The organism is Pseudomonas sp. SBB6, from assembly GCF_024213215.1.
Lineage (GTDB): Bacteria > Pseudomonadota > Gammaproteobacteria > Pseudomonadales > Pseudomonadaceae > Aquipseudomonas > Aquipseudomonas donghuensis.
Genome location: NZ_JANAVH010000001.1, coordinates 524,945 through 538,152, shown reverse-complemented (window position 1 = coordinate 538,152; position 13,208 = coordinate 524,945). Strand labels below are relative to the sequence as shown.

10 protein-coding genes are annotated in these 13,208 nt (G+C 63.3%); 3 read left to right on the top strand and 7 right to left on the bottom strand.

The window, feature by feature from the left end:
* Window positions 1–35: 35 nt before the first annotated feature.
* The gene (locus NLX68_RS02585) at window positions 36–1,076 is read left to right on the top strand and encodes a low specificity L-threonine aldolase (protein WP_254282557.1); all 1,041 of its coding nucleotides are present in this window, start codon (window positions 36–38) and stop codon (window positions 1,074–1,076) included.
* Between the two features lie 77 nt (window positions 1,077–1,153).
* On the opposite strand, the gene NLX68_RS02580 is transcribed toward NLX68_RS02585, so the two are convergent.
* The 3 genes from NLX68_RS02580 to NLX68_RS02570 all read right to left on the bottom strand — a co-directional run bounded on the left by NLX68_RS02580 (window position 1,154) and on the right by NLX68_RS02570 (window position 3,763).
* Window positions 1,154–3,091, bottom strand: coding sequence for a methyl-accepting chemotaxis protein (locus NLX68_RS02580; RefSeq protein ID WP_254282556.1), 1,938 nt, complete (start codon window positions 3,089–3,091; stop codon window positions 1,154–1,156).
* A gap of 142 nt (window positions 3,092–3,233) precedes the next feature.
* A complete protein-coding gene (locus NLX68_RS02575) occupies window positions 3,234–3,536 on the bottom strand; it encodes a cell division protein ZapA (protein ID WP_254282555.1) in 303 nt (100 codons plus the stop codon).
* On the bottom strand, window positions 3,533–3,763 hold the full coding sequence (locus NLX68_RS02570; protein WP_010221350.1) for a hypothetical protein: 231 nt from the start codon (window positions 3,761–3,763) through the stop codon (window positions 3,533–3,535). Before NLX68_RS02570 ends, NLX68_RS02575 begins: the two co-directional genes overlap by 4 nt.
* 275 nt (window positions 3,764–4,038) lie before the next feature.
* Here NLX68_RS02570 and NLX68_RS02565 point away from each other — a divergent pair, with 275 nt between their 5' ends.
* Window positions 4,039–5,664, top strand: coding sequence for a methyl-accepting chemotaxis protein (locus NLX68_RS02565; RefSeq protein WP_254282554.1), 1,626 nt, complete (start codon window positions 4,039–4,041; stop codon window positions 5,662–5,664).
* A gap of 97 nt (window positions 5,665–5,761) precedes the next feature.
* Here NLX68_RS02565 and gbcB read toward each other — a convergent pair whose 3' ends face one another.
* The gene (gbcB, locus tag NLX68_RS02560; protein WP_134061234.1) at window positions 5,762–6,862 is read right to left on the bottom strand and encodes a glycine-betaine demethylase subunit GbcB; all 1,101 of its coding nucleotides are present in this window, start codon (window positions 6,860–6,862) and stop codon (window positions 5,762–5,764) included.
* A 286-nt stretch (window positions 6,863–7,148) separates the two neighbouring features.
* Between gbcB and gbcA the strand changes: the two genes are divergently transcribed.
* On the top strand, window positions 7,149–8,441 hold the full coding sequence (gene gbcA / locus NLX68_RS02555; protein ID WP_254282553.1) for a glycine-betaine demethylase subunit GbcA: 1,293 nt from the start codon (window positions 7,149–7,151) through the stop codon (window positions 8,439–8,441).
* A 675-nt stretch (window positions 8,442–9,116) separates the two neighbouring features.
* Here gbcA and NLX68_RS02550 read toward each other — a convergent pair.
* The 3 genes from NLX68_RS02550 to dgcB are packed head-to-tail and all read right to left on the bottom strand — an operon-like array spanning window position 9,117 to window position 13,075.
* Window positions 9,117–9,887 carry an electron transfer flavoprotein subunit beta gene (locus tag NLX68_RS02550; protein ID WP_010221345.1) on the bottom strand — a complete coding sequence of 257 codons (771 nt, stop codon included), beginning with the start codon at window positions 9,885–9,887 and terminating at the stop codon, window positions 9,117–9,119.
* Window positions 9,888–9,902: 15 nt separating this feature from the next.
* The gene (locus NLX68_RS02545) at window positions 9,903–11,126 is read right to left on the bottom strand and encodes an electron transfer flavoprotein subunit alpha/FixB family protein (RefSeq protein WP_254282552.1); all 1,224 of its coding nucleotides are present in this window, start codon (window positions 11,124–11,126) and stop codon (window positions 9,903–9,905) included.
* On the bottom strand, window positions 11,126–13,075 hold the full coding sequence (dgcB, locus tag NLX68_RS02540) for a dimethylglycine demethylation protein DgcB (RefSeq protein ID WP_254282551.1): 1,950 nt from the start codon (window positions 13,073–13,075) through the stop codon (window positions 11,126–11,128). The genes NLX68_RS02545 and dgcB overlap by 1 nt, the downstream gene beginning before the upstream one ends.
* Window positions 13,076–13,208: the final 133 nt, after the last annotated feature.

Here is a 13,208-nt window from a genome sequence, read left to right as displayed (position 1 = left end):
AGAGTGCTCACCTGCGTCGTTCACAGGAAAGTGTCATGACAGATCAAAGCCAGCAATTCGCCAGCGACAACTACTCAGGTATCTGCCCGGAAGCCTGGGCCGCCATGGAAAAGGCCAACCAGGGGCATGAGCGCGCCTATGGCGACGACCAATGGACGGCACGCGCCTCGGAGTATTTCCGCAAACTGTTCGAAACCGACTGCGAAGTGTTCTTCGCCTTCAACGGCACCGCAGCCAACTCGCTGGCACTGTCGTCGCTGTGCCAGAGCTATCACAGCGTGATCTGCTCGGAGACCGCCCACGTCGAGACCGACGAATGCGGTGCACCGGAGTTCTTCTCCAACGGCTCCAAGCTGCTTACCGCACGCAGCGAAGCCGGCAAGCTGACCCCCGACTCGATCCGCGAAGTGGCGCTCAAGCGCCAGGACATCCACTACCCCAAGCCGCGCGTGGTGACCATCACCCAGGCCACCGAGGTCGGTAGCGTCTATCGCCCGCAAGAACTCAAGGCGATCAGCGCCACCTGCAAGGAACTGGGCCTGAACCTGCACATGGACGGCGCGCGCTTCAGCAATGCCTGCGCATTCCTTGGCTGCACGCCGGCTGAGCTGACCTGGAAATCCGGGGTCGATGTGCTGTGCTTTGGCGGCACCAAGAACGGCATGGCGGTGGGCGAGGCGATCCTGTTCTTCAACCGCCAGCTGGCCGAAGACTTCGACTACCGCTGCAAGCAGGCCGGGCAACTGGCATCGAAGATGCGCTTCCTGTCGGCGCCCTGGGTCGGCCTGCTGGAAAACGGCGCCTGGCTGCGCCATGGCGTGCATGCCAACCGCTGCGCGCAATTGCTCTGCGAGCTGGTGCGTGATGTGCCAGGGGTTGAGCTGATGTTCCCGGTGGAGGCCAACGGCGTGTTCCTGCAGATGTCGGAACCAGCGCTGGAAGCCTTGCGCAACAAGGGCTGGCGTTTCTACACCTTTATCGGTAGCGGTGGCGCGCGGTTCATGTGCTCGTGGGACACCGAAGAAGCGCGGGTACGTGAGCTGGCGGCGGATATTCGTGCGGTAATGGGCGCCTGACGGCCCTATCGCGGGTCAAGCCCGCTCCCACGGGGCTCTGTGGGAGCGGGCTTGACCCGCGATATGTTCACTGCGGTCTAAAGCCTGAACCCACCCATCTGCCGCGCCAGATCTTCGGCCAAGCCGCGCAACGCCTGACACTCCTGCCGACAGCCCTGCACATCCACCGCCGTCTCCCGCGCCAGGTCGGATATCCCCTGCACGGTGCGGTTGATCTCCTCGGTGACCGCCGACTGCTCTTCGGTCGCCGTCGCCACCTGATGGTTCATGTCACTGATGTGCTCGACCTGATCGGTGATGGTGCCCAGCGAAGCGCCGGTCTGCTGGCTCGACGCCACCCCCGTTCCGGTGGCTGCCTGGCCGGCCTGCATCGACGCGACCGCACTGCCGGCGCCATGCTTGAGGCGCAGGATCATCTGCTGCACTTGATCGGTGGACACCTGGGTACGCCACGCCAGGGTCCGTACTTCGTCAGCGACCACGGCAAAGCCGCGGCCCATCTCGCCCGCCCGCGCCGCCTCGATGGCCGCGTTGAGCGCCAGCAGGTTGGTCTGCTCGGAGATGCTGCGGATCACCGCCAAGACTTCGTCAATCGAGGCGACTTCCGTCGCCAGTTCACTCACCGCACTGGCCGCCTGGCCAATCTCGTCGGACATGCCCTCGATATGGGCAATCGAGCGGCGCACCACTTCGCGGGCCTGCAGCGCTTCGCTGCGCGCGGTTTCCGAGGCGTGCGCGGCGTTGCCGGCATTCTGGGCGATGTCCTGCACGGTCAGGCCCATCTCATGCACGGCGGTGGCGACCATCTCAGTCATTTCCTGCTGGCGACCCGAGCGTTCGGCGGTGTTTTCCACCACTTGCGTTACCTGCGCCACCGATGCCCGCAAACGCTCACTGGTACTCAGCACTTCGCCGATCAGGCCTCGCTGGCTGTCGAGAAAGCGGTTGAAGCCACGGGCCAGGTCGCCCAGCTCGTCAGCGCGGTTTTCGTCCAGGCGCTGGGTCAGGTCGCCACCGCCATTACCGATGGCCATCAAGGCGCCGGTCACCCGCCGGATCGGCCGCACGATACCGCGTGCCAGCAGCACCACCAGCAACAGCGACACCAGCGCCACCGCCGCACCAATCAGGCTGGTCAGCCACAGGGTTTCGCGCACCTGGGCATAGATTTGCGCTTCCGGCACCTCGGCGACCAGCGTCCAGTTGAGGTCGCGCAGCGGCAGGCTCAGGGCCAGGTAGCCCTCGCCATCACGTTCAAAGCGGCTGCTGTGCAGGCCCTGTTCACGGCTCAGAACGACCTTGGCAGCTTCGCCACCAATCTGCTCGGCCAGCTGCCGCTTGCCACTGAATTGCTGCTGTGGATGCACCTGGATCAAACCGTCACCGCGCACCAGCATCACCCGCCCGCGCTCGCCGAAGCTGAAGTTGTGGATCAACTCGGACAGTTCGGTCATGCGCAGCCCAAGCCCGGCGATGCCCACCAGTTGGCCGGCGTTCTCCACCCGATAGTCGATGAACAGCGCCAGTTCGCCGGTGCTGCCATCGGTGTCGATGTTCAACAGGCGCGGGTTGCCGCTGTCGATGAAGCCGAAGAACCACTTGTCTGCCGGGTTGCTGCGGCTGAGCGTGCGGTCCAGGCCTTTTTCGTTGTAGTAGTGGTTGCTCGCGGTGGCGGCAAACAGCGCCGTGAAGGCGTGGTTCTGCTTGCGCACGGCTTCGAGGTATTCGATGAATTGCGCCGTCTGGGCGCTGTCTTCACCCGCCGCCAGCCAATCACGCAGCATCGTGTTGCTGGCAATGTCGGCCGCTGCGGTCAACGGCCGGCCAAGCATGCGTTCGATGTCGTTACGAATCGCCTCAATGCTCGCCGGCAAGGCGGTGTCGATCAGGTAACGCTCGGTCAGCCGATTGACCGCCACGCTGTAGATGCCGACCACGATCAGAATGCTCAGCAACAGCGCTGCGCCCATGCTTGCGATCAATTGCCACTGGATACTGCGCCGCCAGAACTGCATGTATTTCCCCTGGGTAAATAAGCCCTGTAGTGCAAGAGACAGGCCAATTGTATACAATAGGAAATACAATCCACAGCAATGCCGGCCCACCCTCCCGAAGGTGGTGAGCTGGCAAAAAGGTCTAGCGAGGGGTTTGACGCGATCAGCTGTTGCTGATGGTCCGGGCAATCACATCGACCGTGGCGTTGACTTGCTCTTGGTAACGGTCGAGGGCCTGCTGGTGCTGCTGTTGCAGATCGATCTGCTGCGAGCACAGGTTGAGGGCTGCCAGTACCAGCAGCTTGTCACCGATCAGGGTCGGGTATTTACGCTTGGTATCGGCCAATGAAGCATTGAGCATTTGCACTGCTTGCGCCAGCGCCTGCTCCTGGCCTTCGGGGGCCTTGATCGAATAATCGCTGCCGAGGATCGACACGACATTGATCGGCTGCGCTGAGGTTCTCATGCGTTCACGGTACCAACGCTGGCACGCTCAACCAGGGCCTGGATGCGTGCGGCGGTAGCGCCCTGCTTTTCTTCCTGCTCCAGCAGGCTCAGTTGCAGGCTGTCGTTTTCATCTTTGGCCTGGGCCAGTTCGGCGCTGATCTGCGCGTTGCGCTCGGTCAGTTCCTGATTCTTCTGCACCAGGTCGCTGACCAGTTGCTCCAGTTGACTAAGGGAAGTTTCCAACATGATTGCCTTCTCGGGGTGTTTCAGGGGGCGCACACGATAAAGAAAAGTCCGCGTGCTCGCCAGGGATATCGGGTTTAGACGCGTCGGCCTGGTGCAGATTGACCCACCGATGTCGGTCAGGTTCCCCGTTTTGCCTACCACCGGTCAGGAAAAAAGATAGCTGGCTCACAATTTTGTCGTCGTCGGCTCAAGTCTTTCCCCGGCCGACCGATAGGCATGGCAGTCCTGACTCTCGCGCACGGTTCGCGTGCCCTTTTCCCTTCCTGGATACCACCATGTCCCTACGCAATATGAATATCGCCCCGCGCGCGCTTCTGGGCTTTGCTCTGATCGGTGCACTGATGCTGGCCCTGGGTCTGTTCGCCCTGAACCAGATGAGCAAGATTCGCCAGGCCGGCGAAACCATTGAGAACTCGACGGTGCCGAGCATCACCAACCTCGACCAGTTGACCCAACTGAGCCTGCGCCTGCGCTCCCTGTCGTTCCGCCTGGTGCTCAACCGCGAAGCCGACACCCTGCAGGCCACCCTCAAGCTGTTCGACCAGCGCAACCAGCAGATCGATGACGCGCGCCGGGTGTACGAGCCGCTGATCTCCAGCGACCAGGAACGCGCCGCCTACAACCAGTATGTGCAGTTGCTGAGCCAATACCGCCAGCTGGAAAACCGCATGCGCCTGGCATCGCAGAACAATGACCTGGACAACCTGCGCAACCTGGTCAACCGCGACATGCTCGACAGCTCCGAGCAGATCAACAGCGTCATGGATCAACTGGTCAGCATCAATACCGAGCAGACCCGCGAGATCAACCGCACCGCCGCCGACCAGTATTCCAATGCGGTGGCCCTGGTGATCGGCCTGCTGCTGGCCGCCACCGCCTTGACCCTGGTCTGCGCGCTGCTGCTGACCCGCAGTATCGTCAAGCCGATCGACGAGGCCCTGCAGGCTGCCGAACGCATCGCCGAAGGCGACCTGACCCGCAACATCCAGGCCGAAGGCCAGGACGAAGCGGCGCGCCTGCTCAAGGCCATGGCCAAGATGCAGAACAAGCTGCGCGATACCCTGCAGCAGATTTCCGGCTCCGCCACCCAACTGGCGTCGGCCGCGGAAGAACTGAACAGCGTCACCGACGAAAGCGCCCGTGGCCTGCAGCAACAGAACAACGAAATCGAACAGGCCGCCACCGCCGTCACCGAGATGACCAGCGCCGTGGAAGAAGTGGCACGCAATGCCGTGAGCACCTCGGAAGCCTCCAAGGAAGCCACCCGCTCGGCCGGAGACGGCCGTGACCTGGTGATGGAAACCGTCAGCGCCATCGAGCGCATGAGCACCGACGTGCAAGGCACTGCCGAACTGATCGGCAACCTGGCGGAAGAATCGCGCGATATCGGCAAGGTGCTCGACGTGATTCGCGGCCTGGCCGACCAGACCAACCTGCTGGCACTGAACGCCGCCATCGAAGCGGCCCGTGCCGGTGAGGCCGGTCGCGGCTTTGCCGTGGTCGCTGATGAAGTACGCGCCCTGGCTCACCGTACCCAGCAGTCGACCAGCGAAATCGAACGGATGATCGGCAGCATCCAGGGCGGCACCGAGCAGGCGGTCAACTCCATGCGCAACAGCACTGAGCGTGCCGAGTCGACCCTGAACATTGCCCGTGGCGCCGGCCTGGCGCTGGAAACCATCACCGGTGCGGTGGCCGAGATCAACGAGCGCAACCTGGTGATCGCCAGCGCGGCCGAAGAGCAGGCCCAGGTCGCCCGCGAAGTGGACCGCAACCTGGTCAACATCAACGACCTGTCGGTGCAGTCGGCCACCGGCGCCCACCAGACCAGCGCAGCGAGCGCCGAGCTGTCGCGCCTGGCGGTGGACCTGAGCGGGCTGGTGGCACGTTTCAGCGTGTAAGCCATCGCGGGTCAAGTCGAGGCGTCGCACCGCCGCTCCTACAGCCCTGTAGGAGCGGCGGTGCGACGCCTGGGCTTGACCCGCGATCAGCCTCTAATCAGTACTCAATCCGTACATCCCCTTTCGGCACGCTGCAGCACGAAAGGATATAGCCTTCGGCGACGTCTTCATCGGTGATGCCGCCGTTGTGCTCCATCTCCACTTCCCCACCCAGCTTGAGCACCTTGCAGGTGCCGCAGATGCCCATGCCACAAGCCTTGGGGATCATCAGGCCAAGCTTGGCCGCCGCCGCGTGCACAGTCTCGCCCGGGGCCACGCGGATACTCTTGCCAGTGGCGGTGAATTCCACCTGGTGCAGGTCGCCGGCGTCCACCTCGGCGGCTTCGGCGGCCTGTTCGGCGTGCTCGACAGCATCGGCCTTGACCTCGGCCGGGGTCGCGCCGAACGACTCCTCATGGTAGCGGCTCATGTCGTAGCCGCTGCTTTCCAGCAGGCGCTTGACCGCGTTCATGTACGGCGTCGGGCCGCAGCAGAAGATTTCCCGCTCCATGTAGTCGGGGGCGATCAACTCCATCAGCTTCTGGTTCAGGTAGCCGCGGTAGCCCGCCCAGGGCTCGCCCAGGCCATGCTTCTCGCAAATGATGTGCAGGCTGAAGTTGTCGATCCGCGAGGCCATGTGCTCCAACTCGCGGTGATAGATGATGTCTTTCGGTGAGCGTGCACTGTGGACGAAGACCATGTCGACATTGCCGTTGGTGTCGTAGAACCAGCGGGCCATGGACATCACCGGGGTGATACCGACACCGCCACTCAGGTACAGCACCTTGGGGCTGGGGAAATCCATGGCGTTGAACAGCCCCACCGGGCCGTGCACCGCCAGCTCCTGGCCTTCGTGCAGGGTGTCGTGCAGCCAGTTGGAGACCTTGCCGCCGGGCACGCGCTTGATGGTCACCGAGAAGCTGTAGGGCACCGACGGTGAGCTGGAGATGGTGTAGGAACGCATGATCGGCTCGCCGTCGATCTCCAGCTCCAGGGTGACGAACTGCCCGGGCTTGAAGAAGAACATGATCGGCTGGTCGGCCATGAAGCAGAAGGTGCGCACATCCCAGGTTTCCTGGATCACCTTGACGCAACGCACGATGTGGCGGCCGTTGGCCCAGGTCTGGGTGCTGACCGGATTGAGGAAGCTGTTGGACATGCTCGTCTCCACGGCCGACTGCGGCCTGATGGCTGCGATTCTGCTTAAGCTGCGCAGGCGACACTTACTCATCCGCGACATTGGCGTGCTTATCGCGACCAGCCCCCGGCTACAGGGGCTGGCGCGTCGGAAACGGATCTGATCATGTCGCCCATGGATATGGTTCATGCGCACTTCGAACGCACACTCCATCGCAAATGATCCTGCTGTATTTGTGCCTTGCGTCGCCATAACAACGATTAGCCACTTTCACCGGCCACAAGCACTGGCCATGAGGACCTACACGATGGACGTCACCGCAACTTTGAGTCTGGGCGATCCACTGGAACCTGCACGCAAGGCCACCGCCGAGATGCTGCAGAGCCGCGAGCGGACCTTCTCGCTGCCACAGCCGTTCTACTGCGACGAGCGCCTGTTCCAGATCGACATGGAAGAGATCTTCCAGAAGGAATGGCTGATCGCCGGGATGACTTGCGAAATCCCGACCAAGGGCAACTTCATCACCCTGCAGATCGGCAAGAACCCAATCCTGGTGGTGCGCGGCGCCGAAGGCCAGGTGCATGCCTTCCACAACGTCTGCCGCCATCGCGGTTCGCGCCTGTGCACCAGCGACAAGGGCAAGGTCGCCAAGCTGGTCTGCCACTATCACCAGTGGACTTACGAGCTGGACGGCCGCCTGCTGTTCGCCGGCACCGAGATGGGCGCCGACTTCGACATGAAGCAGTACGGGCTCAAGCCTGTGAACGTCAAGACCGCCGGTGGCTACATCTTCATCAGCCTGGCTGAAAACCCGCCAGCGATCGATGACTTCCTCGCCACCCTGAACCACTACATGGAACCCTACGACATGGAGAACACCAAGGTGGCGGTGCAAACCACCTTGATGGAAAAGGCCAACTGGAAGCTGGTGCTGGAAAACAACCGCGAGTGCTATCACTGCAGCGGTTCGCATCCTGAACTGCTGAAAACCCTGCTGGAGTGGGACGACGTCACCGACCCGCGCGCCGACCAGGCGTTCAAGGACCACGTCGCAGCCTCCGCCGCCGCCTGGGATGCCGAGAAGATCCCCTACGCCCACGCCAGCTTCGGCCTGCGCAACCGCATCGTGCGCATGCCACTGCTCAAGGGCACGGTATCGATGACCCTGGACGGCAAGCAGGGCTGCCAGAAGCTCATGGGCCGGATCAAGAACCCGGACCTGGGCTCGATGCGCATCCTGCACCTGCCGCACTCGTGGAACCACTGCATGGGCGATCACATCATCGTCTTCACCGTGTGGCCGATCAGCGCCCAGGAGACCATGGTCACGACCAAGTGGCTGGTGCACAAGGATGCGGTTGAAGGTGTGGATTACGACCCGGCGCGCATGCGTCAGGTGTGGGATGCCACCAACGACCAGGACCGCCGCCTGGCCGAAGAAAACCAGCGCGGGATCAACTCGACGGCGTACCAGCCCGGGCCTTATTCGAAGACCTACGAGTTTGGTGTGGTGAACTTTGTCGATTGGTACAGCGAGCGGATGCTGAGCAACCTGGGGGCGGCGCCGGCGCCTTACCTCAAGGGTGTGGCTGCGCAGTAAAGCGGGGCCGCTTTGCGGCCCATCGCCGGCAAGGCCGGCTCCCACAGGTGGTGTGTATACCTGCAAACCCTGTGGGAGCTGGCCTTGCCAGCGATGGGGCCGTACCAGCCTGTACAAATTTTGACCACCTACCGCAATCCCCCGGCCCCGCTGGGCCCGTCCACACAGCAAACACTTTATCCACAGGACAACCCACAGCTAATGTGGGCAAGTCGTTGTTTTTCCCGCGAAATTTTATTGATCAAAATTTGATCAAATCTCTACACACCTTAAAATACGAGGCTCACAGCGGAAGGCGAACACCTTATCCACAGAGACGCCAACAGACTTTGTGTGCAAAAGTCGAAGCGCTAAAAAACCGTTGTGGATAACGCCTTGAGCGACCGAAATACCGGGCCTGAGCAGGCATAAACAAGACAATTGGCTAGTTTCTGATCAACCCTGCGCAGCCCTTGCGCCACGGGCCTCTCAGCCATGGGCGAACATATTATCCACAGACCCGCCAACAGCGATTGTGGGCAAACTCATTGCCGCCCAGGAAAGAAAACCTCGAAAAATCCACAACTTAGCCTGATCATTTTTTAACCATAACGCCGAAGGGCACGCAATGCGTGCCCTCCAGCCATACACAAACACTTTATCCACAGATCGGCCAACAGACTTTGTGAGCAACTGTCAGCGCAACACGCCCTCTTCCACCAGCAGCTTGAGGATCGCTTGCGCACCGTCCTGGGGGCTGACGTCCTTGAGCACTTGCCCACCGCCGCCGCTGGCCTTGGCGGTGGCGGCTTTCATACGGTCGGCGCCGCTCTTGGCCTTGATCACCTTGAGGCGTTTAGGCCGCGGCTTGGCCGGTTGCAGTTCGGCGCTTGTGAATAACTCGTCTGCGACGATCGCCACCTGGCGCGCCGCCAATACCCCACGCCGGGCGGGGCCAAACGCGCTCTGGCGCGGCTTGGGCGCGGCGTTATCCACAGTGGCGAGCAACGGCAGGCGCACCTTCAAGCGGCGCCGCTGGCCCCGTGGCAGGGCCTGCAGGACCTGGGCCACGCCGTTGTGGATAGATTCCACTTCGGCAAGGCCCACCACCAACGGCCAGCCCAGGCGCTCGGCCAACAGGAACGGCAGCATCCCTGAGCCTTCACCGGTTTCCGCCTGGCTACCGGTCAATACCAGCTGCGCACCGGCGTCGCGCAAGTAGTCGCCGAGCACCCCTAGGGCATCGGCGCCTTGCGGCTGTTCGAGCACGTCGATGTGCTCCAGGCCCATGCCCAGGTAGGCGCGCAAAGCCGGCTCCTGCGGGTCGCCGGCATGCAGCACCTGCAAGTTATCCCCAGCCAGCTGCAGGCCCAGTTCCACTGCCCGGGCATCCTGCTCGGCGCGCCGGCTGCGGCCGGAGCTGGGGTGGGCACCGATTGAAACCAGACTGATGACCTTGGTGTGCATAGTTGTCCCCTGCCCTTAGGCCGCATCGCGCTTGGCGTCGTTGCGGTAGTTTTCCACAGCCTCGATCAGCGCTTGCAGAATCGCTGCGCTGTCGCCAATCACCGACAGGTCGGCACGCTTGATCATGTCGCAGCCCGGGTCCATGTTGATCGCCACCACCTTGTCGCAGGCACCGATGCCCTGCAGGTGCTGGATCGCCCCGGAGATACCTACCGCCACGTAAACCCGCGCGGTCACCCAGGTACCGGTCGCACCGACCTGGCGATTGCGCGGCATGAAGCCGTCGTCCACCGCTACCCGCGAGGCGCCTTCGGTAGCGCCGAGGGCAACGGTGGCGCGGTGGAACAGCTCCCAGTCCTTGACACCATTGCCGCCAGAGACAATGAACTCGGCCTCGGCCATGGCAATGGCAGCCGGGTCGACAGCCACCGGGCCGAGGTCTTCGATACGCGACAAGCTGCGCGCCGCGCTTGTGGATAACTGCACGGGCAAGGCTTCGTGGCGGGTTTCACTGACCGGTTCCGCGCACTCGGCAGCTGCCAGGATCAACCGTGGCAGGCCGCGGATCAGGTCCTGCTGGCCGGCGCCGGCGCGGCCGCTGCACTGCCCGTCTTTGACTTGCCAGACTCTTGTCGCCGGACGTTCGCCAATGGCCGCGGCAAGGCGCCGGCCCAGCTCGCCGCCACCGGTGCGGCTGTCTGGCAGCAGCCAATGGCGCGGGCTGTACTGGTTATCCACAGCGCGCAGGCCCTGCACCAATTGCTCCGGTGCGTAACCTGCGAACGCCTCGCCTTCGATCACCAGCAGGCGATCCACGCCAGCTGTGGAAAAGTTGCTTTCCTTGTGTTCGCCAAACACCACCGCCAGCACTGCGCCGTCGCTGCCGGCCAGGCTGTGGGCCAGGCCCAGCAGGTCGCGGTCGTGGCTGCCCAGGCGCCCGCCGACCATGTCCGGGACCACGGCGATGTAGAACGCCGGCTGCGCCACCTGGTGCAGCGGCAATTGCACCGCCGCTGCTGCCGTGCGCTTGCTGCTGCCGCCCTGCTGGGCGCCGCTGCGGTCGATGCGCTTGATGCCGTTGGGGCCGATGAAGCCGACCCCGTGGGGGTTCTTGCGGATGATGCCGTTGGGCCCCATCCAGCTGTGCTGTTGGCCCTGCTGCATGGCTGCGTGCAGCGGGTGCAGGCGGTTACGGGCGATCCACTCGGCGCGCGGATCACGGCGAATAATATCGCTCATCAGTGCACCTCCGCAGGTTCACGCTTTGCCGGGGCGGGTTTGCTCGCCGAGGCCGGTTCTTCGAGGATGGCGTCGGCGACCAGTTCGGCCAGGTCCTTGATCAACGGACGCGGTTCGACCACGCCTTCGAGCATCGCCGTGCACTGTGGACAACCCACCGCAACCAATTCGGCGGCGGTCTCGCGGATGTCGTCCATGCGCATGTCGGGGATACGCTGTTTGCCAGGAATATCGGTAATCGGCGCACCGCCGCCACCGCCACAGCAGCGCGAGCGGAAGCCCGAACGCTGCATCTCCTTGACCTCGATGCCGAGGGCGCGCAGCACTTCGCGCGGCGCTTGGTACTCGCCGTTGTAGCGGCCCAGGTAGCACGGGTCGTGATAGGTCACGCTGCCGCCCTTGTGCTGGCCGAGGTTGAGCGCGCCAGCGGCGATCAGTTCGGCGATATAGGTGCTGTGGTGCTGCACCAGGTAGTTGCCGCCGAAGGCACCGTACTCGTTCTTGAGCACATGGAAGCTGTGCGGGTCGCAGGTGACGATGCGCTTGAAGCTGTACTTGGCCATGGTCTGGATATTGCGCTTGGCCAGTTGCTGGAAGGTCGCTTCGTCGCCCAGGCGCCGGGCCACGTCACCGCTGTCGCGCTCTTCCAGGCCGAGCACGGCAAAGTCTACTTGCGCAGCTTTCAGCACTTTGACAAAAGCCCGCAGGGTGCGCTGGTTGCGCATGTCAAAGGCACCATCGCCGACCCAGAACAGTACTTCGGCGGTCTTGATGTCACCGAGCAGGTTGAGGTTGAGGTCCGCCGCCCAGTTCATCCGCCCACCCGGGGCGAAGCCGCCAGGGTTGTCGGTGGCGATCAGGTTGTCCAGCACCTCGGCGCCCTTGTTCGGCGTCGCGCCTTTTTCCAGGGTCAGATGGCGGCGCATGTCGACGATGGCATCGACGTGCTCGATCATCATCGGGCATTCCTCGACGCAGGCGCGGCACGTGGTGCACGACCATAGGGTCTCGGCATCGACCAGGCCGTTGACGATCGGCTGGTGCGGGTTGCCGCCATGTTCGCCGATCGGCTTGCCAGGGTACGGGCTGCCGGCAAACTTGGCATCGGTGCCGCCGGCCAAGCCAACGACCATGTCCTGGATGAGTTTTTTCGGGTTCAGCGGCTGGCCTGCGGCAAACGCCGGGCACACGGCCTCGCACTTGCCGCACTGCACGCAGGCGTCAAAGCCGAGCAGTTGGTTCCAGGTGAAATCCTTGGGCTTTTCTACCCCCAGCAACGCCTGCGGGTCCTCAAGGTCGATGGGTTTGAGCCCGGTCGAACGGCCACCGCCAAAGCGCTCGGCGCGCCGGTGCCAGGCCAGGTGCAGGGCACCGGCAAAGGCGTGCTTCATCGGCCCGCCCCAGGTCATGCCGAAGAACAGCTCGGACACGCCCCACAGCACGCCAATCCCCAGCAACACCACCAACAGCCAGCCGCCGAAGCCCTGCGGGAGAATCCCGGCCACCGGCAAGGTGGCGATGAAGAAGCTCGCGGCAAACACCAGCAGGCTTTTCGGCAGGCGCATCCACGGGCCTTTCGACAACCGTGCTGGCGGGTTGAGGCGGCGTTTGTAGACGAACAGCGCACCGCCGAACATCAGCACGGTGGCGAACAGCAAGGCAAACCCAAGGATCTTGTTATGCAGGCCAAAGCCATGCACCAGGATCGCCAGCACCGCTGCCAGGACGAAGCCGCCTGCCGTGGCCACGTGAGTGTTGGCCATGTACTTGTCGCGGGCGACCACGTGGTGCAGGTCGACCATATAGCGTCGTGGCATGGCCAGCAGGCCGCCCAGCAGATCGACCTTCGACGGCCGACCCTGGCGCCACATCCGCACGCGCCGCAGCGCGCCAAGGACGGCAAGGCCCAGGGCGGCGAACAGGAGGATGGGGATAAGGGTGTTCAACATGGGAAGCTCCCAAAAGACACTTCAGTGCCTTGCCAGGGGATCACTGTGGGAGCTGGCCTTGCCAGCGATGCAGACACCGCGCAACAACAGACACGGCGTCGATCCCATCGCCGGCAACGCCGGCTCCCACAGG

Excerpts from the sequence above, each read along its gene's own strand:
- NLX68_RS02545 (WP_254282552.1), bottom strand. The coding sequence starts at position 11,126 with ATGAGCGATATTATTCGCCGTGATCCGCGCGCCGAGTGGATCGCCCGT.
- NLX68_RS02570 (WP_010221350.1), bottom strand. The coding sequence starts at position 3,763 with ATGTTGGAAACTTCCCTTAGTCAACTGGAGCAACTGGTCAGCGACCTG.
- NLX68_RS02575 (WP_254282555.1), bottom strand. The coding sequence starts at position 3,536 with ATGAGAACCTCAGCGCAGCCGATCAATGTCGTGTCGATCCTCGGCAGC.
- NLX68_RS02580 (WP_254282556.1), bottom strand. The coding sequence starts at position 3,091 with ATGCAGTTCTGGCGGCGCAGTATCCAGTGGCAATTGATCGCAAGCATG.
- NLX68_RS02565 (WP_254282554.1), top strand. The coding sequence starts at position 4,039 with ATGTCCCTACGCAATATGAATATCGCCCCGCGCGCGCTTCTGGGCTTT.
- gbcA (WP_254282553.1), top strand. The coding sequence starts at position 7,149 with ATGGACGTCACCGCAACTTTGAGTCTGGGCGATCCACTGGAACCTGCA.
- dgcB (WP_254282551.1), bottom strand. The coding sequence starts at position 13,075 with ATGTTGAACACCCTTATCCCCATCCTCCTGTTCGCCGCCCTGGGCCTT.
- NLX68_RS02585 (WP_254282557.1), top strand. The coding sequence starts at position 36 with ATGACAGATCAAAGCCAGCAATTCGCCAGCGACAACTACTCAGGTATC.
- NLX68_RS02550 (WP_010221345.1), bottom strand. The coding sequence starts at position 9,887 with ATGCACACCAAGGTCATCAGTCTGGTTTCAATCGGTGCCCACCCCAGC.
- gbcB (WP_134061234.1), bottom strand. The coding sequence starts at position 6,862 with ATGTCCAACAGCTTCCTCAATCCGGTCAGCACCCAGACCTGGGCCAAC.